This is a genomic window from Thermotoga neapolitana DSM 4359, from assembly GCF_000018945.1.
Classification (GTDB): domain Bacteria; phylum Thermotogota; class Thermotogae; order Thermotogales; family Thermotogaceae; genus Thermotoga; species Thermotoga neapolitana.
Map to the genome: position 1 here is coordinate 582,699 of NC_011978.1, position 23,898 is coordinate 606,596.

Annotated in this window: 21 protein-coding genes; 15 read left to right on the plus strand and 6 right to left on the minus strand. The window is 46.9% G+C overall.

What is annotated here, in order from left to right; all coding sequences use genetic code 11:
- Entirely contained in the window at positions 1-1,176 is a 1,176-nt protein-coding gene (locus tag CTN_RS02935) for a TM0106 family RecB-like putative nuclease (RefSeq protein WP_038066807.1), read from the plus strand.
- On the opposite strand, the gene CTN_RS02940 is transcribed toward CTN_RS02935, so the two are convergent.
- Genes CTN_RS02940 through CTN_RS02960 form a run of 5 tightly spaced genes read right to left on the minus strand, consistent with a single transcriptional unit; the run spans position 1,158 to position 7,643 of the window.
- Positions 1,158-2,117: an ABC transporter permease gene (locus CTN_RS02940; protein ID WP_015919081.1), complete on the minus strand. Its 960-nt coding sequence runs from the start codon at positions 2,115-2,117 to the stop codon at positions 1,158-1,160. The two genes, CTN_RS02935 and CTN_RS02940, sit on opposite strands and share 19 nt — an antisense overlap.
- On the minus strand, positions 2,114-3,148 hold the full coding sequence (locus CTN_RS02945) for an ABC transporter permease (protein WP_015919082.1): 1,035 nt from the start codon (positions 3,146-3,148) through the stop codon (positions 2,114-2,116). Before CTN_RS02945 ends, CTN_RS02940 begins: the two co-directional genes overlap by 4 nt.
- A complete protein-coding gene (locus CTN_RS02950) occupies positions 3,145-4,668 on the minus strand; it encodes an ABC transporter ATP-binding protein (RefSeq protein WP_015919083.1) in 1,524 nt (507 codons plus the stop codon). Before CTN_RS02950 ends, CTN_RS02945 begins: the two co-directional genes overlap by 4 nt.
- 39 nt (positions 4,669-4,707) lie before the next feature.
- A complete protein-coding gene (locus CTN_RS02955) occupies positions 4,708-5,787 on the minus strand; it encodes a BMP family lipoprotein (protein WP_015919084.1) in 1,080 nt (359 codons plus the stop codon).
- Entirely contained in the window at positions 5,784-7,643 is a 1,860-nt protein-coding gene (locus CTN_RS02960; protein ID WP_015919085.1) for a hypothetical protein, read from the minus strand. The genes CTN_RS02955 and CTN_RS02960 overlap by 4 nt, the downstream gene beginning before the upstream one ends.
- 63 nt (positions 7,644-7,706) lie before the next feature.
- On the opposite strand from CTN_RS02960, the gene ligA reads away from it, so the two are divergent.
- The 14 genes from ligA to amrB are packed head-to-tail and all read left to right on the plus strand — an operon-like array spanning position 7,707 to position 22,437.
- Entirely contained in the window at positions 7,707-9,767 is a 2,061-nt protein-coding gene (ligA, locus tag CTN_RS02965) for an NAD-dependent DNA ligase LigA (RefSeq protein ID WP_038066811.1), read from the plus strand.
- Positions 9,758-10,519: a hypothetical protein gene (locus CTN_RS02970; protein WP_038066815.1), complete on the plus strand. Its 762-nt coding sequence runs from the start codon at positions 9,758-9,760 to the stop codon at positions 10,517-10,519. The genes ligA and CTN_RS02970 overlap by 10 nt, the downstream gene beginning before the upstream one ends.
- Positions 10,516-11,832, plus strand: a complete 1,317-nt coding sequence (obgE, locus tag CTN_RS02975; protein ID WP_015919088.1) for a GTPase ObgE — start codon at positions 10,516-10,518, stop codon at positions 11,830-11,832. Before CTN_RS02970 ends, obgE begins: the two co-directional genes overlap by 4 nt.
- On the plus strand, positions 11,789-12,436 hold the full coding sequence (nadD, locus tag CTN_RS02980) for a nicotinate (nicotinamide) nucleotide adenylyltransferase (RefSeq protein WP_038066819.1): 648 nt from the start codon (positions 11,789-11,791) through the stop codon (positions 12,434-12,436). Before obgE ends, nadD begins: the two co-directional genes overlap by 44 nt.
- On the plus strand, positions 12,396-13,313 hold the full coding sequence (locus CTN_RS02985) for a tRNA dihydrouridine synthase (protein WP_038066822.1): 918 nt from the start codon (positions 12,396-12,398) through the stop codon (positions 13,311-13,313). Before nadD ends, CTN_RS02985 begins: the two co-directional genes overlap by 41 nt.
- Before the next feature lie 2 nt (positions 13,314-13,315).
- Positions 13,316-13,786: a ferritin-like domain-containing protein gene (locus tag CTN_RS02990; RefSeq protein ID WP_015919091.1), complete on the plus strand. Its 471-nt coding sequence runs from the start codon at positions 13,316-13,318 to the stop codon at positions 13,784-13,786.
- A 1-nt stretch (position 13,787) separates the two neighbouring features.
- Complete coding sequence (locus CTN_RS02995; protein WP_015919093.1) at positions 13,788-14,987, plus strand: type II secretion system F family protein; 1,200 nt, start codon at positions 13,788-13,790, stop codon at positions 14,985-14,987.
- Complete coding sequence (locus tag CTN_RS03000; RefSeq protein ID WP_015919094.1) at positions 14,984-15,367, plus strand: hypothetical protein; 384 nt, start codon at positions 14,984-14,986, stop codon at positions 15,365-15,367. The genes CTN_RS02995 and CTN_RS03000 overlap by 4 nt, the downstream gene beginning before the upstream one ends.
- Before the next feature lies 1 nt (position 15,368).
- A complete protein-coding gene (locus tag CTN_RS03005; RefSeq protein ID WP_015919095.1) occupies positions 15,369-16,349 on the plus strand; it encodes a hypothetical protein in 981 nt (326 codons plus the stop codon).
- A 10-nt stretch (positions 16,350-16,359) separates the two neighbouring features.
- Positions 16,360-16,881 carry a hypothetical protein gene (locus tag CTN_RS03010; protein ID WP_244857380.1) on the plus strand — a complete coding sequence of 174 codons (522 nt, stop codon included), beginning with the start codon at positions 16,360-16,362 and terminating at the stop codon, positions 16,879-16,881.
- Positions 16,878-17,294 carry a hypothetical protein gene (locus CTN_RS03015; RefSeq protein ID WP_015919097.1) on the plus strand — a complete coding sequence of 139 codons (417 nt, stop codon included), beginning with the start codon at positions 16,878-16,880 and terminating at the stop codon, positions 17,292-17,294. Before CTN_RS03010 ends, CTN_RS03015 begins: the two co-directional genes overlap by 4 nt.
- On the plus strand, positions 17,291-17,752 hold the full coding sequence (locus CTN_RS03020) for a hypothetical protein (protein WP_015919098.1): 462 nt from the start codon (positions 17,291-17,293) through the stop codon (positions 17,750-17,752). Before CTN_RS03015 ends, CTN_RS03020 begins: the two co-directional genes overlap by 4 nt.
- A 15-nt stretch (positions 17,753-17,767) precedes the next feature.
- Positions 17,768-21,607 carry a type II secretion system protein GspD gene (locus CTN_RS03025; protein ID WP_038066826.1) on the plus strand — a complete coding sequence of 1,280 codons (3,840 nt, stop codon included), beginning with the start codon at positions 17,768-17,770 and terminating at the stop codon, positions 21,605-21,607.
- Positions 21,604-22,437, plus strand: coding sequence for an AmmeMemoRadiSam system protein B (gene amrB / locus CTN_RS03030; protein WP_015919100.1), 834 nt, complete (start codon positions 21,604-21,606; stop codon positions 22,435-22,437). Before CTN_RS03025 ends, amrB begins: the two co-directional genes overlap by 4 nt.
- Here amrB and murJ read toward each other — a convergent pair.
- On the minus strand, positions 22,418-23,839 hold the full coding sequence (murJ, locus tag CTN_RS03035) for a murein biosynthesis integral membrane protein MurJ (RefSeq protein WP_038066829.1): 1,422 nt from the start codon (positions 23,837-23,839) through the stop codon (positions 22,418-22,420). The two genes, amrB and murJ, sit on opposite strands and share 20 nt — an antisense overlap.
- Positions 23,840-23,898: the final 59 nt, after the last annotated feature.

Genomic DNA, 23,898 nt, shown 5'->3' on the forward strand with positions numbered 1-23,898 from the left:
ATGGTTGTCGATTACAAAGACCTGGAAAACTTTACAACGTGCCCCAGGAAGTTCTATCTGAGCAGAGGGCAAGAACCTTTTTACTCTAGCACGTTTGAGGACCTTCTGTTCGTGGGATTTTCTCTGGAAAATCCCGTTGTCGAAGCTGAGGTTGAAGGCATGAAATTGATCGCAAGGCCTGATCTGGTTGTGAAGGAGCAGGGTGGATGGAAGATCGTGCTGAAGAAACGAGCAAAAAAGTTCAAGGAAAAATATGCTCTGGAAGCCGCTTATCATGCTTTCGTGTTCACAAGAGCCGGTCTTGCTGTCAGCGGGGTTGAGATTCTATCGGATAGTTTCTCACGGAGGATGGAAAACTGGAGAAACCTGGTGCCCGTCGTTGAAAATATCTTACTGGAGATGAGGGAAATTTCGGAAGATCCCGACCCAAAGGTTGGAAGGCACTGCAGGTACTGTGATTTTCTGGAAGATTGTGAGAAAAAGTTGCTCGAAAGAAAAAGCCTGTTGCTCGTGAACGGTATCGGTGAGGAGACAAGAAGGATTCTTTATGAGATGGGAATAGAGACCATTGAAGATCTTTCAAACGCCGATCAGAGGGCTATGGAGAAGATCTTTGGAAAAGAGAAGGGAAGAAGGTTCATACTGGCAGCACGTGCCTTCCTTGAAGATCGGGTCATAGTGATAGAGCCGCCTGAAAGACTTCCGGAGGGAATAGTGGTGGATATAGAGTACTATCCAGCTGAGGAAAGGGATTTTCTGTATGGGTTTTTGATAGATGATGAATACAGATACTTTCTGTTCGATGAGGAGAAGGACAAACTGGTCGAGTTTTTGAATTCTCTGGACAGCAGTTCAAGGTTCTACCATTACCATGGTCCCGAGAAGCGAAAAATCCTGAGAATGGTTAATAAATTCACCTTTCTCGATGTCTTCTCCATTTTGAAGCGCCACTTTGTCTTCCCCGTTATGTCTTACTCTCTCAAGAGAATAGCCAGATATCTCGGCTATGAGTGGAGAGTCCCTCTGAACGGTTATGAAATAATCTCTCTCTACGAAACCTGGCGGAAGACAAGGGATGCGGAAATACTCAAGCAAATGATTCTCTACAACGAGGACGATGTGAGAGCAACGAAAAGAGTTCTGGACTTCATGAGATCTCACTCCTCTTTTTCATAAGGAACACCATCGGCGGCAGGTGGTCTTGTCCTTCCGATCAGTCCCGCCACAACCACGAGGGTGACAACGAATGGAAAGAGGTTGAAGAGGGGTTTTACAGTTGCCGGCACGTTGAGCAAAGGACTGCTTTGAAGCTGATTGGCAAGAGCCTCGGACATACCGAAGAGAAGACATGCCCACATGGCACCGACGGGATTCCAGTTACCGAGTATCATGGCGGCCAGGGCGATGAACCCTCTTCCCCCCGTCATGAGTTCTCTGAAGTTTCCCACTTCGCCTATGGAGAGGAAAGCACCGCCCATGGAGGCCAGGGCACCACTCATGAGTACACCGAAGTACCTGATCTTGAAGACGTCAACACCGAGTGTGTCCGCTGCTTCCGGGTTTTCTCCAACTGCCCTCATTCTCAAGCCAAGGGGTGTCTTGTATATCAGAAACCATGCGAAGGCAACCAGAGCGAAGGCAAGAAGGACAATGGGACTGATCGTGCCGATTGCTTCTCCGAGAAACGGAACGCTCGAAACCCCAGGTATGCTTATTTCGTTGATCCTGCCAACGTAGGGTGTTTGCCCGGGCTGGCCAAAGATCGGCTCCATGAGGAAACCCGTCAATCCCTGTGCCACGAGGATGAGTGCCGTTGCACTCACTATTTGATTCCCTCTCCACTTAATACTGGCCCAGGCATGGAACCAGGAAAAACCAACACCGATTGGAATGGATAGCAAAAAACCCAGCCAGACGTTTCCAGTGTAGTAAGTGATGACCACGGAAGAGAAAGCTCCCAGCAGCATGATACCTTCCAGGGCGATGTTCACAACTCCGGTGATTTCACTGAACACTCCTCCAAGTGAAGCAAAGAGGAGGGGGGTTGATGCGGTGAGTGTGAGTTTGTAGAAGAGAGGGTTTGTGAATATATTCCAGAGAACTTCCAGAATTTTCATCTTCTCACCTTCCTGGCTCTGAGGAGAGTTTTGACGATTCTATCGGCGGCGACAAGGAATATCACGATTCCCTGTATGATCGTTACGATGTGTTTTGGAACGCCCACAAACTGCATGTTGCTGGAACCCGTCCTGAGTGAAGCAATCAGGAAAGAGGCGAAAATGATTCCTATCGGATGATTCTGACCGATCAGGGCGATCGATATACCGTCGAAGCCTTTTCCCCCCGAGAGGGTTCCGAGGAATCGATGATGAAGCCCCATGACCTCAAGGGCTCCTGCAAGTCCGGCCAGTGCACCGCTTATTGCCATGGACATAACGATATTCTTCGAAATGCTTATTCCACCGTATTCAGCAGCGTATGGGTTGAATCCGGTCGCTTTCACTTCGTAACCGGTCCTGGTTTTTTCAAGGACGATGTATATGACAACGGCTGTGATGATCGAAATCACAATACCTGATGTCATCTCGAGTGCCCCAACGGTGACGATGGGAGGAAGTTTTGCAGAAGGAGCGATCTCCGGACTTTTCGGTGTACCGGAACCAACAGCCAGTGGTCCTGTGATGAGATAAGAAGAGATGTAAGTGGCTATCCAGTTCAGCATTATGGTGGTGACAACTTCATGGGCACCCGTCTTTGCCTTCAGATATCCTGCTATGGACGCCCACACTGCTCCGCCCAGCATTCCAGCGATCATCGTCAATGGAATGGCAAGTGATGGTGGAACACCCCTCATGTTCATTCCAACCACCGTAGCAAGGATGGCGCCCATTATCATCTGACCCTCTGCTCCTATGTTGAAGATGCCTGCCCTGAAACCGAATCCAACCGCAAGTCCAGTCAGTATCAGCGGAGTGGTCTTTATGATCGTGTCTGCAAGGGCCTGAAGATTTCCAAAAGCCCCTTCGATCATAGCTTTGTAGGCTATCACAGGATTTTGTCCTATTAAAACGATCACAACGGCCGCAATCAGAAGAGCTATGACAACCGAGAAGAACGGGACAAGAAATGCCCAGATTCTTCCTTTCATTTCCTGATCTCCTCCAGTCTGTGCCCCGCCATCATCAAACCAACTTCTTCTCTGGTCGTTTCCTCCGGCCTTACCTCACCCATTATCTGACCTTCGTACATCACAAGGATTCGGTCACTCAGGGAAAAGATCTCGTCCAGTTCCATGGAGATGAGAAGGATTCCAACGCCTCTGTCCCGCATAGATACGAGTGTTTTATGGATGAACTCTATAGCTCCCACATCGAGTCCCCGTGTCGGCTGAGCCACTACGAGGAGTTCTGGTGAGAAACTCAGTTCACGGGCAACTATTATCTTTTGCTGATTGCCCCCTGAAAAACTTCCGGCGAGAAGTTCGATGTTCCTTGGCCTTATATCGAACTCCTCGAAGAGTTTTCTGGAAAAAGACTTTATTTCTCTGAAGTTGAGGAAACCGTTCTTTACAAAGGGTTCTATCATGTGCCTTCCGAGGATGGTGTTGAAGTAGGCGGGGAAGTCAACTATGAGGCCTCTTTTCAAACGATCTTCGGGAACGTGATAGATACCAAGGTCTCTCAGACGTTTTGGATCGTATCCTGTTATGTCTTTTCCTTTGAAAAGCACCTTTCCCTTTTCCACTCTCCTCAAACCGGTGATTGCTTCTACCAGTTCAGACTGGCCGTTGCCAGCAACACCCGCTATGCCCACTATTTCTCCTTTTTTCACCTCGAGCGAGATACCTTTCACCGCATCAAGACCCCGGTTATCCTTGACCCACAGATCTTTCACTTCAAGGAGGGTCTCTCCAGGCTTTTTCGGTTTTTTCTCAACGGTCAGAACCACATCCCTTCCCACCATGAGTCTTGCTATTTCCTGGGGGGTCGTCTGAGAGGTGATGAGATTTCCGGTTACTTTTCCCTGTCTCATCACGGTGATTCTGTCGGAGATGGCCATGACTTCGTTCAGTTTATGTGAAATGAAGATGATCGTTTTTCCATTTTTCTTCAACCTTCTCAGAATGTCGAACAGTTCTTCTGTTTCCTGTGGCGTCAGGACCGCTGTTGGCTCGTCGAGGATGAGGATGTCCGCACCTCTGTAGAGGGTTTTTATGATCTCCACTCTCTGTTGCAGACCGACAGGCATGTCTTCTATTTTCATGTCGACATCCACCATGAGACCGTACTCTTCTGAAAGTTTCTTCACTTCATTCCTTGCCTTTTTCCTGTCCAGAATCAATCCTTTTTTTGGTTCCATGCCGATTATCACGTTTTCGTAGGCGGTCAGGTTCTCCACCAGCATGAAATGCTGATGCACCATGCCTATTCCGTGTTTTATGGCATCTGCAGGTCCGGAGAACTCCACCTTCGTCCCGTTTATGTATATCTCTCCTTCATCGGGTTTCAAAAGGCCGTAGAGTTGTTTCATCAGAGTGGTCTTTCCCGCCCCGTTTTCACCCACGATGGCATGTATCTCTCCCTTTTCCACGAAGAGATCAACATGGTTGTTCGCCAGAACCCCGGGAAATCTTTTGACGATACCTTTCATCACAACCGCGTATTCCACCGAATCACCCCTGAGAAATGGAGGGGGAACACCCCCTCCTCAGAACGGGAATTCTATCTTTGGTACCTCGAATGCGTCGAGTTCCTCCTGTGTTTCAGGAACCTTGAGCGTACCTTCTTTCATAAGTTTTTCGAGGTACAGAAGCTCCGCTATGACTCTGTTTGGCACGATCCCCTTCGTGTACTTCATCGGACTTATTCCAACTGCGTCCTCAGAGATACCAAGGACCCTGTGTCCACCTTCGAACGTTCCTTCGTAGGCCCAGACAACACCGTAGTAAGCGGCAACATCGACCCTCTTCATCGCACTCGCAAGAACGGCACCGGGGGCCATGTAATCCTGATCCATATCAACACCTATGGCGAAGAAGCCTTTTTTGTTCTCCACGTAGTAATCTATCAGATCGACAAGATCGCTGGATCCAGCAAGAGAAGAAAATTTCTCTCTGGCGGCTTCTATGACGCCGTTTCCACAGGCACCGGAGGCATGGAACACGATGTCAGCACCCTCTGCGAACTGTGACATGGCAAGGTCCTTGCCCTTCTTGGGATCTTCGAAGTCCTGTGTGTAACCTCTCAATATCTTCACGTTTTTCCTGTGGAGGACAGAGTAGGTCTTTATTCCCGCTTCGTACCCGTACCTGAACCTTTCCACGGGTGGGATGGGGATGCCTCCAACGAAGCCAACTGTTCCCGTCTGTGTCATGGCGGCTGCAACGTATCCAACGAGGAAAGCGGCTTCCTGTTCCTTGAACGTGAAGGTGATCACGTTGGGAAGGATCTGTCCCTCAGGTGGTGTGATGTCGATTCCCACAAAGTACGTGTCCGGATACTGCTTTGCAACCTTGAAGAGGGCATCCGTCATCATGAAACCCACCGCGAAGACCAAGTCTGCTTCTTCTGCTGCCTTGCTGAGGTTTGGAACGTAGTCAGATTGTTCGTAGGACTGTATAACCTTTGCTTCGATTCCCAGTTCATCTGCTGCCTTCTTTATACCCGCCCAGGTTCCATCGTTGAAGGACTTGTCGCCGAGGCCACCGACGTCCGTCACCATGACAACTTTGAACCCAAACAACGCGATAGCAAATACCAGAAAAGCCACCATGAAAACCTTCCTCATGGTTTCACCCTCCCTTTAACAAGATTTCTGTACAGTATGATTGTGGAAAAAGCGATCAAAAGTATCTCCATGTGGAAAGTGTGTGCGGCAGAGGTTTCAAAAGATATCGGAAAGATCCCACTTTCCACGAACACTTCCAGGTGTTTCCAGTTGATCGCAGTTGAGAGAGCGGCAAACAGAGTTGCTCCGGCCGGTATCAGAACGTACTTTCCCCCCAAAAGTGCGGAAAAGAACAACAGAAAGAACCAGAAGATTTCCTTCAACCCGGAGATCGTCTGGTAGGGTTTCAGCGAGGGGTTTTTCTTCTCTCCGGTGAAAGAAAAAGTTACGTCGGTTATCAGTGGATACCTGTCTAGAGAGGCTTTCAGATCCTTTTCAAGATCCTCCACGAACCTGTTTGAGGTGTACGCCGAGATTTTCTTCACCAGATGTTCCAGGCTTTCAAGCGCATTTCTGTAACGCCTGTATCTGGACTTTTCCTTTGAGAGGTAGTCCTCCAGACTGGTGTTCATCTCTCTTGCGATTTCCAGGCGCCTTTCGAAATTTGAGGTGGAGAAGAATTGAGATCGTTCGTCGATCAGAAGAAAGATGCCGTTCGGGGTTGGCTCGAATTCCTTTAAAGCACCTTCTTTCAAAAACTTTTCTGGAGCAAGACTAAGGTGTTCCACAAGCTGCTTTGTGTGCTCTTTGCTTGCGAGTGACACCGCTGACATTTCCCTGAGCATCTCCTTCACCCTGGAGTTGCTACCTTCAAAAACTTCCGATTTCAACTGATCGTAGTAGGGAGACCTTTCGAACTCTCTGTCCATTCCAAGTTCACGAACGAAGATGTATGATGGAACAAACAGGAGTATCATGAAAACGATGGTGAACAAGGTGTATCCATACTTTCTCTTTCTGATGAGCAAAAGATTGAAGAAGATGAAAGCAAAGACCAGAACGCTTGAAAAGAGCATATTTTCAATCGTGTTCAGATGAACTGTGTTTGAACCCCATACAAACAGAATCTCGGAGGAGAGAATCAGCTGAAGGATCAGCTGATAATTCCTTCTAAAGGCAATCAAAAGGAAACCATAAATAAGGTATCTGATCCACAGAAGACGAATCTTTTTGGGGGTGGTTTTTTCAAAAAGGTCTGCGATGTTGTTTTGAATGATGGAGATTCTGTTTTCTATCTCTTTCCACAGAAGACTGGCACTTCTGTTCACGTTTCTTCTGTACTCGGATTGATCTTTCGAAATGAGAACAGCATCGATTGCGCTTTTTACCTTCTCTTCGAGATCTTCCGGAAGAAGCGCGAGGATATCCTGTGGTACGTCTTGTTTCACCTCAAAGGAAAATCCCAAGTTTTTGATTTCAAGATCGAGTTTGACGGGGGGAGGAGTGCTTGTGCCACCGGTGTAGTAGGCCAGGATCCATCTCAGCAGGTTCAGAGCGTTTGACCGAACGTACATCTTGTAATCACCGAAAAAGGAATTGAACGAAGGAGAGTTCTTCAAAGTGCTTTTGGAAGGCTCAGATCCGGACATTTCAGACTGAAGGAAAGCGAGAAAAAGAGCGTTTGCCAGTTTTTTCTCCCAGCTCTTTTCCTTCCAGTTCTGGTACATTACGAAGAGGTAATCTCCTGCCGTCTTTGCAAACTCTGTCTTCTCCACACCACCAGCAAGAAGTCTTCGAAAGAACCTGTACTTTTGAAGCTGGAGGAGATTTTCATGGACGAACCTCACAAACGGATCCTGATAGGAACCGCTTCTGTGTTCATCTAGCATCTGTTTGTACATCGAAACAACTTTCTCCACGTCGAGAGAAAAGGCAAGGAGAGGAATGATTATCAAAATCAGAACGATCTTTTTCATCCTCTCAGCTCCCTAATCGGGATTATACCAGACAGGATTATAATGTTTAGAGGGGGTGAAAAAATGAGACAGATTCCAAAAGAGGTAATAGAGGAAGTGGAAAGACTGCGCGAGGAAATAGAATACCACAACTACAGATATTACGTTTTGAACGACCCAGTTATAACCGATGAGGAATACGATAGATTGATGAGAAGACTCATAGAACTGGAAAGAATGTACCCAGAACTGGTTACTCCAGACTCGCCGACTCAGAGGGTCGGGGGGAAGGTTCTCGAGGGATTCAAAACCGTCAAACACTCCGTACCCATGTTGAGTCTGGACAACACCTACAACGAAGAGGAGATCATTGAGTTCGACAAACGTGTCAAGAAGACGCTTCAGGAGTCGGAAGTGGAATACGTTGCCGAACTGAAGATAGACGGTGTTTCGATCGCTCTCAGGTACGAAAACGGTCGCTTCGTTCTGGGAGCAACGCGTGGGGACGGAGTGGAGGGTGAAGACGTTTCCGAGAATGTGAAAACCATTCGAAGTGTTCCACTGAGGTTGAGAAAACCCCTCACCATTGAGGTGAGAGGGGAGATTTACATGCCGGTGGATGAGTTCAAAAGACTGAACGAGGAGAGAGAAGAAGAAGGACTTCCTCCCTTTGCCAACCCAAGAAACGCGGCGGCGGGGACTCTCCGTCAGCTGAACACCGCTCTCGTGGCTTCGAGAAGACTCGATTCTTTCATCTATTACGTTGTTCATCCCGAAAATTACGGCCTCAAAACTCAGTGGGAAGCGCTCCAGTTTTTGAAAGAGATAGGATTTAAAGTGAACCCGCATTCAAGACTGTGCAAGAACATACAGGAGGTGATCGAGTACTGGAGAGAGTGGAAAGAAAGAAAGAGGGAACTGGACTACTGGGTTGATGGAGTTGTGGTGAAGGTGAACAGGTTCGATTTCCAGAAAGTTCTGGGGGAGACTTCCAAGGCACCAAGGTGGGCGATCGCTTTCAAATTCCCTGCGGAGCAGGCCAGAACGAGGATCCTCGATGTCACGATACAGGTTGGTCGAACGGGTGTTCTGACACCGGTGGCAGAACTCGAACCCGTCCAACTTGCAGGAACTATCGTGAAAAGGGCCTCCCTTCACAATTTCGAGTATATAAGAGAAAAGGACATACGAATAGGTGACTACGTATTCGTTGAAAAGGCAGGGGGAATCATTCCCCAAATAGTGAAATCAATACCAGAGTTGCGAACTGGCAGCGAAAAGGAGATAAAGCCTCCCCAGAGTTGTCCGGTTTGTGGTGGAAAAGTGGGAAAACTCTCTCCTGATGAGGTTGCAATCAGATGTCTGAATCCTCACTGCCCGGCGAAGCTGAAGAGGGCACTGAGGACGTTTGTGTCCCGGGAGGCGCTGGATATCGAAGGGCTTGGTGAAAAGATCATAGACAGACTGGTGGATTCAGGTCTGGTTAAGGACATAGCGGACATCTTCTATCTCACACCCTTTGATCTTGCCCAGCTTGGCCCCGGTATTGGCCAGAGAACGATCGCGAAGATTCTGCAGGAGATAGAAGAAGCAAAGAAAAGACCCCTGCACAAGCTCATAACCGGTCTTGGAATACCGATGGTGGGGCAAAAAACGGCGAAGATTCTTGCAGAACACTTCAAATCTCTTGAAGCAATAGCCGAGGCTTCCTACGAAACGTTGAAGGACATTCCAGGAATCGGACCGGAAATAGCAAGGAGCATTGTAGAGTACTTCAGAAATCCGAAGACAAGGGAGATTATAGAAAAACTGAAAAAGGCAGGGGTGAAACTTGAAGAGAAAACCGTAAAGTACGATGTGCTGAAAGGACTGACGTTTGCCGTGACCGGCACGCTGAAAAACTTCACAAGAGAGGAGATCATCGAATTTCTGGAGAGACTGGGAGCCAGAGTGGTCAACTCGGTGAGTAAGAACACCGACTATCTCATCGTTGGGGAAAATCCAGGTTCCAAGTACGAAAAGGCAAAGGCGTTGAAGGTGAAGACGATGAGCGAGGAAGAGTTTCTGAGATTTGTGGAAAATAGAGCAAAACTGAAAGGTTACAACTTCGATGAGATCATGAGGGGATGGAAAGAATGGAGCTGATATTTGAAGGGAAACCCGCAAAAAGCTTCTGTTTCTCCCTGGTTTTTGGTGCTGGGTGGAGAAACGAACCCCCACACCTGAAAAACTCTCTTTCGAGGATGCTGGAAGAGTTGACAAAAACCGTGAAAGAGAAGGTTCCGGAGTACTTCGAGGTGTCCAGGCACATCGATGCGGAATTTTCAGAGCTCAGGATATGGGGAACTTCAGACGATGTGGAGGTCCTGCTGGATGCTGTTCAGAGTGTTCTTCTTCCACATCAGACGCTTCTGGAGCTGGGAGGAGGGGTTTTGTTTGGAGTTGCGGCCGGTGCTATAAAATCGGAAGTGTTGAAAGAAATGGAGAAGATGAAAGTCCCAAAATCGCCGAAGAATCCGAAACTGTACATCAAACCAAGAAACTTCTTCAAAACCTTTGATCTGAGCAGAATTGAAGAGTTGTTTCTCTACAGCCTGCTGAAGGAATCTTCTCAGGAAATTTACCTTGAACTCTCCCCTTTTGGAGACAGAATACACTACGGCAAGAACTTTCGATTACCACCTCTTCATGCGATTCCTGAGAACAGGAAGAAATTCGTGGCTTTGATAGCCAGAAAAGTGGAGACAACCTGTGGAACTGTGGATTTACTCGTCAAACTGAACATATTCAGGAAAGAAAGAGTCTTGATAAGGGAACTTTTCGAGAAGATTCAGGATATGGATCTTCTGAAAAAACTCGATGTGATAGAAAAGATGTTCAGGAGGGTTTTGAGTTGAACATAAAGAGTGCAGAATTTGTTGATCGTGTGAAGATCTTTGTGAAAGCAGGAGACGGCGGAAACGGTTGTGTGAGTTTCAGAAGGGAAAAATATGTCCCAAAGGGCGGGCCCGACGGTGGTGATGGAGGAGACGGAGGATTTGTGTTCCTCAGGGCCAATCCCTCTCTTTCAACGCTGATCGAGTTTGTGAATAAAAGAAAATTTTTTGCAGAAAATGGGAAGCACGGTATGGGAAAGAAGATGAAGGGAAGAAACGGAAGAGATCTTTACATAGATGTTCCGGTTGGAACGGTGGTAAAGGATGCCTCCACCGGTCAGATCATTGCAGACCTGGACGAACCTGGAAAGGTAGTGTGTGTCGCACGCGGAGGCAGAGGAGGAAGGGGAAATGCTCACTTTTCGACTCCCACAAGACAGGCTCCTTTGATCGCAGAAAAGGGTGAAAAGGGTGAAGCCAGGTGGCTGGAACTTGAACTCAAGATCTTGGCGGATGTGGGGCTTGTGGGGTATCCGAACGTTGGAAAATCTTCTCTGATAGCACGCATCAGCAACGCAAGACCGAAGATAGCAAACTACCCCTTCACCACACTTGTTCCCAACCTGGGGGTTGTCAAATACGGTGATTTCAGTTTCGTGGTCGCTGACATTCCCGGCCTCATCGAGGGAGCGAGCGAAGGAGTAGGCCTCGGAAACGTCTTTTTGAGGCATGTTGAAAGGTGTTTTGTGATAGTTCACATGCTCGATGTGAGTGGCTTTGAAAGGGAAGATCCAGCAAGAGACTATTTCATCATAAGAGAGGAGATGAAGAAGTACTCTCCGTTCCTCCTGGAAAAGCCAGAGATAGTGGTCGCAAACAAGATAGATCTTCTGGAAAGAGAAAAACTTCCCCAGAGAATAAAGGAGATCGAAAGTTCAATAGGAAAGGAAGTTATTCCGATTTCTGCCGTAACGGGCGAAGGAGTTGATCTTCTCCTTGACAGGGTGGCTTCCATAGTTCGAAAGGAGAGAATAGAGAGGGAAGAGAGAAAAGAAAAGAAAGATCACCCAATGGAAAAACCTGCTCCCGTTTGGAGAAAACTTCCTGAGAGATTTGAAGTAGAGGTTGTGAAGGAAGAAGACGGACAATGGGTGGTCGAAGGAGAAGGCCTCAGGGTGTGGATGGAAAGGTTTGATCTGAACCAGAGAGATGCAAGGCTTCTGATTCTTCAGATTCTTGAGAAAAACGGCCTGGAAGAGAAACTGAAAGAGGCAGGGGTGAAAGAAGGGGATGTTGTCAGGATCGGAAATTTCGAGTTCGAGTACAGGGAGTAAGGTGGGAATATTCGGTGGAGCCTTCGATCCTGTGCATGTCGGTCATATTATTGTGTGTCTGTACACTCTGGAGATCCTGGAACTGGACAGACTGGTCGTGGTTCCCGCTTACAATCCTCCCCACAAAAAAACGTCCATTCCCTTTGAAAAGAGGTTCGAATGGCTGAAGAAAGTCTTCGGTGGCATCGAAAAGATAGAAGTGAGCGATTATGAAAGGCAGCGGGGAGGTGTTTCGTACTCGATCTTCACCATAGAGCATTTTTCCAATCTGTACAAGACCAAACCATTCTTCATCGTCGGAGAGGACGCTCTGTCTTATTTCGAGAAGTGGTACAGGTACCGCGATATCCTCGAAAAGGCGAACCTGGTTGTTTATCCGCGTTACTGTGGGAAGCCTTATCATGAACATGCCAGAAAAGTGCTGGGGGATCTGAGCAAGATCATCTTCCTGGATATGCCCATAATTCAGATCTCCTCCACTGAGATTCGAAAAAGAGCACTTGCCGGAAAGACTTTGAAGGGATTTGTCCCGGAGGAAATCAGGGAAGAGGTGGAGGCCTTCTATGGTCAAAGTGGGACTTGCACCGATGGCGGGATACACTGACAGGGCTTTCCGTACGGTGTGCTTTAAATGGGGAGCAGATTTTGCGTTCTCTGAAATGGTGAGTGCAAAGGGTTTTCTCATGAATTCGGAGAAAACAAGAGAACTGCTTCCCTCTCCTGAGGAAAAGAACGTGGCCGTTCAGATATTTGGAAGCGATCCTGAGGAGCTTTCCAGAGCAGCCGATGTGCTCTCTGATGAGTACCCATGGATAGATCTGAACGCAGGGTGTCCCGTGAGAAAGGTGGTTAAAAAGGGAGCAGGCGGTGGTCTTTTGAGGGATCTGGATCTTTTCAGGGCAGTTGTGAAAGAACTCAGAAAGCATGTGAAAGGAAAATTCACAGTTAAAACGCGTCTTGGCTGGAATGAAAATCAGATTTCGAAGATATACGAGATCCTTGTGGAAGAAGGTGTTGACGAAGTGTTCATTCACACAAGAACAGTTGCTCAGGCTTTCACTGGAAAAGCCGACTGGAAGAGCCTTTCTGTTCTGGACAAGAAAATTCCCACCTTCGTGAGTGGAGACATATTCTCTCCAGAGGATGCCAAACGGGCCCTCGAAGAAAGTGGTTGTCATGGGGTCCTTGTTGCCCGTGGTGCAATTGGAAGACCCTGGCTGTTCAAACAGATAAAGGACTTCCTAGAACGTGGGAAATATTCTGAACCTTCCACGGACGAGATTTTGAGGTCTTTTGAGATGCACCTGAGTCTTCTGGTGGAAGACAAGGGAGAGGAAAAAGCCATCAAAGAGATCAAAAAATTTGTAGCGGGATACACGAAAAATCTGAAAGGAGCGAGAAGATTCAGGGATGAGATGATGAAAATAAAAAATCTTCAAACTTTGAAAGAGATGTTTTATAATTTTCTCAGGGAGGTGTAAACATGTTCTCGGCAAAGGAGCTGTTGAGCATTGCTGTAAGGGTAGAAAAGGATGGGGAAGAATTCTACAGGAAGTTGGCGGAACGTTTCGAGAAACCAGATATAAAGGAGTTCTTCTCTTACATGGCCCGTCAGGAAGCAGAGCATGCCCGAACGTTTGAGAGCATAGGAGAAGAGCTGGGAGTAGATGAGGAAACGTACCTGAATCTCGAAGACGCAGAGGAGTATCTGAAGAGTTTCGTAGAAGGAAGGTTCTTCCCCGATGCTGCCACGATGGAAAAATATTTGAAAGAAAGATCCGTCGAGGAGGCGATCGATTTTTCCATATCTGTGGAAAAAGAGACCATAATCTTTTACTACGAAATCCTCGAACTTCTGAAAAACGAGAGAGCAAAGGATCTTGTCAGGAGCATAATAAATCAGGAAAAGCAACACGTGGTGAAACTCTTGAGGATAAAGGGGATGATCTCTTAGGATGCCTTTTTACAAATACGTTGCCGTGGAGGGGAGTGGAAAGAAAGTAACGGGGGTTATAGAAGCGGAAAACAAGTTGAAGGCGATCTCACTTCTCGCCGAAAGAGGTTTGATGGTCGTTCGTGTCGAAGAACGCAAGAGTCCTAAAAGGAGCACTCCATTCTTTCAGATCTCCATCAGCGAAATCGCCACCTTCTGTCGTCAGCTTTCCATAATGATATCGGCCGGTATAAGGATAAAAGAGGCGTTGAACATACTCGCTCGTCAGGAGGTCTTCTCGAAACGATTCAGAAAGATCATACTGGAAATAGCCATCAACGTGGAAACCGGTGATACTCTAGCCGATGCCTTTCGAAAGGTGGGGGTTTTCGACAACGTGTTGATCAGCATGTTGGAAGCAGGTGAAGAGGGGGGTGTCCTGGACAGAACCCTGAGGAGGGCAGCGGATTTCTACGAGAGTGTGAAGAGGCTCCAGGATGAAGTTAAATCCGCGATGGCCTATCCTCTTTTTGTCCTCTTCTTTGCCGTTGTGATCGTTCTTGTGATCAGTTTCTACATTCTTCCCAATCTCGTTCGAGCCTTTGGAACTTCTATTCCTTTATCACCCACGATCCAATCCCTTTTGAAGGTGAACGAATTCCTCAGTGAGAACTGGCCATGGTTTTCTGTCGTTATGGCGGGTGCTGTCTTTGGGTTCTTCGTCCTCATGAAATCAAGGTACGGAACTTACATAAAAGAGTACCTTTCTTTCCTGTTTCCTCCAGTCAGAAAGCTCAGACGAAACATGGGACTTGAGCGCTTCGCCAGAACTCTTGGAATCCTCGTGAGCAGTGGTGTGAGGATAACGGACGCGATCAGAATGGCAGCCCAGGCTTCCAACTCACCTTCTATCATAGGAAAGAGTGAGGAAATGGTGCAGAGAGTATCGGAAGGAAAGACGTTAAGAGATACATTTGCAGAGAGTGGTGTGTTTCCTCAACTCATTTACGAGATGATAGGGACAGGCGAAGAAACAGGAAAGGTCGACGAAGTGATGGAAAGGGTGGCAGATTTCTATGAGGACATCGTGCGAAACAGTGTGAAGCAACTGGTTTCACTGGTGGAGCCACTTTTGATAGCTGGAGTTGGCGGATTTGTGGCTTTTCTTGCGTATTCTATCTACACCACCGTCTTCCAGCTTCAAAGGAGCATTGGAGGATGAGTACAGTCGAAATCCTTGTGGTTCTTGCTGTTTCACTTATGATAATGGGCTTTTTCATCCCCATTCTCTGGAAAGAATCAGAAGAGGATGTTCAATCGATCGTTGTCAAGATAAAGGCCATGAAATCTCTAGAATTGGCTTCTAGAAATGGTATCCTAACAATAGTAGACACTGGAAGAATAACAGTTTACGATCCACTCAAAAAGGAAAAGACGGTCTATAGATTCCCGTTTTCTTTTCAATCTGAAGGATCAATCGATGGTGAAGACGTTACTTTCATGAACGGATTTGTATCGACGGCCGGCACGGTCTACGGTGAAGGATGGAGAATAACGGTTGAGCCTGTCACCGGAAGAATGAGGATATACAGGGGGAGATAGCTTGCAGATCTTCTACAACGATATCCTGGCGTTGAATCTGTGCTCTCACTGTGTGGAGATCGTTCGTGCCAGAAAACGGGGTTCAAAACTCAGAGTTCTAAAAAAAGTATCCAGTGTGGGGGACACTCTCGACGATGAAAAAAGAAAAGAAACCATTTCCAGCCTGATGAAAGGTATGGAGAAAGACCTTGAAGACATCGTAGTTGCGAACATGCCCATGGAGAACGTTCTGATCATGAGAATAAAGGTCCCACCATCTCTGAACAGGCAGAACGCTATTGAATATGCCACCATGGAGATATCCAGGAACCTCGGAATAGTTCCCGAACAGCTGATCGTTGCTCCCCTTGAAATACACGAGGGGGAAGGGTTGTTCTTCGTGTCGAAAGTGAATCAGGTGAAAGCGTTCGTTTCGGAGTTGATGGAAGCGGGCTTTCCTGAAACGGATGTGGTGATACCGGATGTTGTGAAGTACCTGGAATTCTTCGATTTTTATTTCAAGAGGCGCTTAAAGGGCATCACCGTTCTCGTTGTGGCTTCGTTTTTCAACGACTACTACTCCATTGTGGTTCTGAAAGACGATCATTATAGATCCTGCAGAATGGTCTTTTCTATCTTCTGGGATTACATGGACGTTGTGGCGGAAAACACAGGTATACAACCGAAAGAACTGTTCGAGGGAATGGTGGAGGTTTCTCTGGACTTTCTCCAGCCATACTTTGGAGATTTTCTTCTGGAGCTGGACAGAGAGGTGAAGATATCACTCGACGAGGTTTCGCTCGATATAGCGGATCAGTTCTTTTACATCATCGATCCACCGGTTTTCTTCCAGTCTTTCATGCAGGCCCTGCAGAAGTTCGAAGGCACGGTCTTGAAAGAAGGACCTGTTCCTTTCGTGAAGTCCAGTGTGTCGATGGGAGGACTGGGGCTGGTGTTGAGAGGGGGAAGGGAAATTGGAAAGGTTAAACATCTATCCGTATAAGAAACGTAAGGTGAAGTTAACCACCTTCGTTGTTCTTCTTGCTGTAATGCTGCTTCCACCTGTTTCGTTCAACGTTTACTTCAGATACGTCAAGGAACAGATGGTGGAAAATCTGGAAAACAGATACGCGGAGATCCTCAACGCGTATTCTGTGAACCTTTCCATCGACTCGTCCAAAAACCTGGAAGAGGTGTCCCGAATCGAGGACGTGCTGTTGAATCAGATAAGAACCCTGGAGTCTAAGGTGAATTCTTTGAATTCATATCTTGAAAAGAGAAAGAAATGGGAGGATTTTTCTGATTTGTTCACGGAGATTTTCAAAAAGCAAGGCAGGACGTTGAGTTATCTGAGCTTTTCTCCGGAGAGCGTGATCCTGGAGTTTTATGAGGTTTCCAGAGAAACTCAGGAGGTTTTGCCAGAGAGTTTTCTGAAGGACGGGAGAATAAATCTGAAACTTCTGTTCGAAGAGCATCTTCCAGAAGGATACACCATGAAAAAATACAGGCTGGAGTATGGGGTGGCGAAAAAATGAGAGGAATCAGCCGGAAGTTTGCCATCTGGTTTTCTGTTCTGACTCTCCTGGTACTGGTTTTTGGCCTGGTTGTTCCGGACTTTGTGATCTTCATGTCCAACACCAGAAAGGTTGAAAAAAGACTGGCAAACCTTGCACCCGCATACAGAATATTCCGTGAAAAACAAAAGGAGTACATGGAGGTTCTGAAAGCTATAGAGAGTACTCCTGATTTCGATGGCATGGTGGGAAACGGAGAGATCAGCGTGATAGAAGTAGAAACCCTTCTCAGAAACCTCATATCGACAAGGAAGGTGACGGTGAAACAGATGGTGATCGATGCAAATGAAGTGATACCTGTTGACTTTCTGGGACTGTCAATATCTCAGCCGAAGGTAAAGATCTCTCTGGATGTGGAAGAGGTGAAACGGTGAGTCGGCGAACGATTGTTTTACTGGTAGTGATGGGTGCAGTCTGGGTGGTGGCGTTCTTCTATCTCTTCAGAGGAAGTTCAGGTGTGACGACTATTCAGCAGGAAAATACGGTGGACTTTGTTTCTCTTGTGAGCAGGATACACATCGATCCAGATTTGAAAAAAATGGTGATTGAAAACACCCCTGAAGATCTGCCGAGGGTCTTCAGTCCTGTCAAACTTGCTTTTGGAAAAGAAGCGGCCGATACCCTCATAGTGACTCTTCCAGCGCTGAACTACAGTTTCCTTGGTTTCATCAAAACGGATGATGGTGTGAGGATCTTTCTTTCCGACGGCAAAAAGCGCTTTGAGATATCAGGAGAAAATCCTGTTTTTGAAAAGTACGTTGTCACCTACGTTTCCAGTTTAGGAGTACTGGTACTGGATGTTGAAAATGGAAGATTTTTTTCAATAAGGTGAAAAGGGGTGTTGACCATGAAAAAAGCTCTTCTTATACTTTTCTTTCTAATCGTCGGGACGCTGTTTTCCGTTGAACTTGTGGGAGTGCTGCCGCGGATAGAGGAGGATCAGGTGCTCATAGAGGTCCAGACTTCCTCCCCCGTGGAGGATGTCTCAGCAGAGATGAATTCTTCCAGGACCGTGTTCTCTGTGTTTCTGAAAGGAGTCCAAATGAAGATAAGCAGGTTCATGGTTCCAGTTGGCGTCGGTCCCGTCGAAGGTGTCCGTGTTGTGAATGTTGGAAACGGTGTTATGGTATCTGCGAGTTTATTGGTTCCTTTCCCGGGAAATTATGAAGTAGAGGGAAACAAAGTGATCATGAAATTTCCAAGAAGCAAAGAAAGAATAGACGTGTCCTTTGAGAACATGCCCTTTGAAGACATGGTGAAGTATCTTGCTGAAAGGTTGGACCTCAACGTGATAGTTTCGGAAAGCGTGAAAAACGCAACGACGAGTCTGAAACTGAACAACGTAACACCGGAGGATGCCTTGAGAGATCTTCTTGTGACCTTTGGGGAAGTTGCCTACGCTTACTTCCCCGATGGAACGATGTTCATAGGAAAGTACGAAGAGGTTTCTGGAAGGTTTCAGAGGTTTTGGGGGATATACAGAGTGGAAAACCAGAGCGTGGCAGACAGAATAAAGAGCCTAATTTCACAGGAGGCCATGATAGACTACCTTCCATCGAAATCAGTACTCTTTGTCTACGGAACATCAGAAGAGCACGATCTTGTGGCGAGTCTTCTTTCCGTCTCTCCTCCTCTTCAGCAGAAAGAAGTCTCCTTCTCGGTGGAGGTAAATAAGGTAGAAGAACTCCTGTCTGCACTGAAAAACGTCTATCAATTCGAATATCATCTTCTGAAACCTGTGTCCAGAGTGATTCTTGTGGGAGATTCGGAGACCATCGCGAAGGTTGAAAGGTACCTGAAGATCCTGGAAACTGGCGTGGAACAGAACGAGCCTCAAACCGTTCCCACGAAGAAATTCGTTTTTTACGCTTATGATCCAGAGACTGCAGCCAGTTTGATCAGGTTGATTCTTGGAATAGATGCTCAGGCCTACGAAGAGATGAACCTTGTCATCTGTCAGGTGCCTGTGGATAGAGAAAAAGATCTGGTGGACTTTATAGCACAGAACAACCTGGAACTTGGCACCACGTACTACTTCGATGTGAAAAAGAGCGAAGAGAGTTTCTTGAAAGAAGCGCTTCAGTTTCTCGGCGTTCCCGATTCTAGAATGAAACTTCTCAACATCGATGGAGAGAATGTGAAGGTGTCTCTTTCTGTTCCCAAAAGTGTGTATGAGAAGATCTCTCCTGTTCTGGAAAAACTCCTGAAACTCAGAAGGAAAAACTTCACCGCGAGAACTTTTGAGTTGAAGCAAGATGTTCAATCGGAACTGCTCGAGGCTGTCTCAAGAATGTACGGTGTCTCGGTGAACAAAGTGGGAAGGTTCGTCTTCATCGAAGGACCTCTGGGTTCTGTCGATAGCGCTGTGGAGTATCTGAACAAACTTCAGACCAGACACACTCAATTTTTGAGGATTTCTTTGAAGGAAGAAAGTCTGGAGGATTTGAAAAAGTTTGTCTCGGCAAAGTACAATGTGGAGATCGACTACTTCTCTGCATTGAAAATGCTCATGCTCAGCGGTTCGGATGAAAAGAAGCTTCAGGAAGCAGCCGAAGAACTGAAAGCCATCGTTTCGGAAGAGAAAACGGTGCGGTTTGTGAAAAAAGTTGAAACCGTTCCTCTCGACAGGTTAAAGGCGGTGCTCAGTCAACTCTACGATGTCTCTGTGGAAGAGCTGGGAAATGAGATAGCTGTTATCGGAAGCGAACTTGAAGTCAAAAGTGCCATGGATCTTCTTCAAAAGATACTGAGTTCAAAAGAGACAGTCCAGGTGTTCGTTGAACTTCCAAAATGGCTGGAAAATCCCGCAAAAGTGCTCGATGTGGTTGGAAGAAACACAGGAGTTGTTTATGAGGTGATGGATGGTGTTGTTTTGCTCGAAGGACCAGAAGAAAGTGTGAAAAAGGCCCAGGAGCAGTTCAAGGCGGTTCTGGAAAAACTGGGAGAAGTTCGGGCAGAAGAGACAGTGAAATTTCTTGAAATAGATTCTTCTTTCCCAGTCGATGAGTTTGTGGCTTTTTCAGAGAAATTGTATCCGGATGTTCTGTGTATTACCCTCAACGAGTTGAAACTTCTTGTTCTCAAAGGACCTTCAGAGTCTGTGGAGAAACTCTCAGACATATATCGTTCCTTCTATGAAAGACATCAGAAGGTGCTGGAGGAAAACGTTTTAGACCGTCTCACGTTCGAGGTACCCACCGGTTTTCCGTTCGACCAGTTCAAAACGTTCCTTGAAGTGCTCATACCGGAGGTCAAGCAGGTTGTTTACCTTGACAGGCTCAATCTGGTGCTGGTGGAAGTTCCGGTTTCTCAATCTGAGAAAGTGAAAAAGCTCCTCGATTCGTTCCTAGAAAAAGAGCAGGAAGCATCGAAAAAGAAAGCAAAAAGAAATGTGTCCATACCCTCCGATGTCGATCCCGCAGAACTCTCCGCTTATCTGAAAAGACTCTTCGATGGTCTCGAAATCACGGTCTTTCCGAAGATGGGCCAGATGGTCATTGAAGGTCCAGAAGACATCGTTGAAAAGGCAGCAGAACTCATCGAGGAAGAGAGAGAAAAATCTCTGGCAAGGACAAAGAAAGATTATGTGACCGTATCAGATGGAAAACTGAGCATAAGAGCAGAGAACGTCTCGCTTTACGATCTCATCAAAGAAGCCGCTTCTGAAATCGGTGTTTCGATGATGTTCGTGGATTCTCCTTCAGAGACGGTCACCATGAGAGTGGATGGAATCACGTGGGAGAAGTTTCTTGATCTTGTTTCTCAGAACTATGGGTATCTGTTCGACTTGAAAAACGGTGTGTACGTCGTTTCCAGGCCCAAACAGGACCTTGCAAAGCGCTACTTCTACGATATCCCTCACAACTTTGATCAGATAAAGGCACTCATAGAGTTCTACGGTGGAACAGTCTACGTGGATTCTCTAAACAACTTCATGGTGGTGACGGGAATCTCTGAGACAATAAAGAAAGAACTGGATAGGATTGTAGAAAATCTGAAGAAACCAACAAAACAGGTGGAAATTTCTGCAAAGATAGTGGACAAGTCGCTCATAGATATGGTGACCAAAGAAATGGGGCTGCAACTGAGCGGTACGGGGGTGGACCTGAGTTCTTCTGGAGCGAGTATATCTTTCTCTGTGACAGATTATCTTGATTTTGAGAAAGTCATTAATGAAATTCTGAATTCCCCTCTGTCTCTTCAGTTTTCAGATCAGAAGAGCAACACCCTGGATGACATCCTTGCAAGCCCCAGGATCGTCACCACCAGCGGAAAAGAGGCAAAGATCCTCATAGGAGACAGAATACCGTACGTTACAGACACAAACGGTGATGGAACACCGGAAGTGCAATTCCTTGAGACCGGAATAGAACTCTCAATAACTCCGTTTGTGAGAAGCGACGATACGATAGAACTGGATCTCTTCGTCAAGGCGAGCGAACCTGGAAACTACATAAACGAGGTTCCGGGAGAAAGAACAAGAGAGGCAACGACGCACCTCATCGTAAAGAACAACAGTACCATCGTGATAGGGGGCCTCATCAGAGAGGTGACGAACATGAGCGAGAGTAAGCTACCCTTCTTTGGAGATCTTCCAGTGATAGGTCAGTTCTTCAGGACAAAATCTGAAAGCAAAGAAAAACGTGATCTCATGATATTCGTCACCGTCAGGGTGGTGGAACCATGATCAGAGAGCCTGTTGTGGCGGGTCTCTTTTATCCATCCCGCAAAGATGAGTTGATCGAGCAGATAAGAATATGCTTTCTCGACAGGAGAATAGGACCAGGTGAGTTGCCCGGTCCTGTTGAAAAGAATCTCCAGAATCCTGTTGGTCTTGTCTCTCCCCACGCAGGTTACATCTACAGCGGGCCGGTTGCAGCCTGGGGATTTCTCGAAGTGGCGAGGATTGGGAAGCCCTCACTTGTCGTCATCATCGGTCCGAACCACACAGGTCTTGGAAAGCCTGTTGGGATCTGGCCGGAAGGGTTCTGGGAGACTCCGCTTGGAAGAGTTCCTGTGAACGAAGAAGCGGTAGAGATCCTGCTGAACAGTTCCAGATACGCTGAAGAGGATACCCTTTCGCACCTGAAGGAGCATTCCATTGAAGTCCAGCTTCCCTTTCTGCAGTTTGTCTTCGGTGATTTTTCCATAGTTCCAGTATGTTTGATGGATCAGAGTCCAACGGTTGCTGAAGATCTTGCCTTCGCCGTTCGTGAGTTGATGAAAAGTTTCAGAAACGTCCTGATAATAGCCTCCACCGATCTGAACCATTACGAGGATCAGAAGACCACCTTGAAGAAAGACTACCTCGTTGTAGAGGCGATAGAAAAACGTGATTCCAGGTTGCTGTACGAATACCTTGTGAAAGAGGACATAAGCATGTGCGGTTATGGAGGAGTTGCGGTTCTTCTGAACCTTGGCTTTTCCAGTGTCAGAATTTTGAAGCATGCTACAAGTGGAGATGTGTCAGGAGACACGCTCGAGGTAGTGGGTTATCTCAGTGCGATCCTGTCGTGAAAATTTCCTTTATTTCCTTTATTCTCAGTATTTTTCCGGTGACAAAATATACTGCTATTCCAAGCAGCACAAGTACGATGGTTCCCACTTTACCTGGAAGAAAGTCTTTTGCAAGGAAGACAGTTATTCCCATTACAGTCGACGCAGCGATTATTTTGAGGATCTGCACATCGAAAGACAACCTGGTTTTGAAAAACAAAAAGAAAAACCCTGTCATATAGGAAAGACTGGTGGCAAGTGCGATACCCTTTGCCCCCATGGTGAAACCGAGTACGATGTCCAGTACAATGTTCATGAAAGAGACAAGCAGGGTGGCTTTGAAAGGAAGTTTGACTTTTTTCTGGGCGTGGTGGGCACGTGAGAGAAGTTGAAACATTGAAACAAAGCACAGTCCCACAGCGTACATCGAGAGGATTTCGGCCGCCCTTTTTGCAGCTTCTGTGGTGAATGCTCCGTATCCGAACAGAAGAGAGATGAGTCTTTCAGAAAGTACGAAGAGACCTATAGACGATGGAAGGGTGAGAAACAGGTTCTTCAAGACGAAGTCTTTCAGGTCTTTCTCGTAATCCTCTGTCTGACTGAGTGTCGAGAGGGCAACGGTGGAGACGGCCACACCGAAGATACCCAACGGAAGCTGATAAAGACGGCTGGAAAGCTGTATCAGAGAAAGAGAACCCGGATCCAGAAAAGAGGCCACATTCACATCCACTATCGTTGTGATCTGAGAGACCGCCATGGTCAGAAAGGTGGCAAAGAAGAGCTTGTAAAAGTACGACAGACCTTTGAAACTCGGTCTGTACCTGAATCCTTCTTTCCACGGCAGAAGAACGATCAATCCTGTAAGACCGCCAAGCGTGAAACCAGCGGCTGCCCATTTTACACTGCCGGTGAGACCGCCCAGGATCACACCGAGGTTTGAGAACATCGGTGTCAAAGCGGGCAGAAAGTATCTGTGTGAAGAGTTGTGAATCGAATAAAAAACTGCCCAGACGAAAACGATGGTGATGAAGGGGGATGTTATTCGAAGAAGGCTTGCTGCGAGTGTCTTCGTGTTCTCTTCTGCTCCTGTTGCAAAAAGAGTCACCATGAGATGGGGAAACACTTCGGAAAAGACGACTATTGCGACGGTAAAAAGTCCCAGGGATGTGAGAACGGCAGATGCGAAGTTTTCTTTTTCTTCTCTGGTTTTCAGCTGATTGTATATCGGAAGAAAAGCGGAGCTCATGGCTCCCTCAGCGAAGGTCCTTCTCAGAAAAAAGGGAAAGATGATGGCGATGTAGTAGGCATCGAGGACGGATGAAGCACCAAAGGTTCCCGCGAGTATCATATCTCGAAACAAGCCCGTGATCCTGGATAAGAAGGTTCCCAATGAAAAAGAAAGAGTTTTTTTCAGATTGGACACTTCGATTCCTCCCGGTTCAAATCTGAAGAGAATCAACCGATAATATTATACGGAAGGGG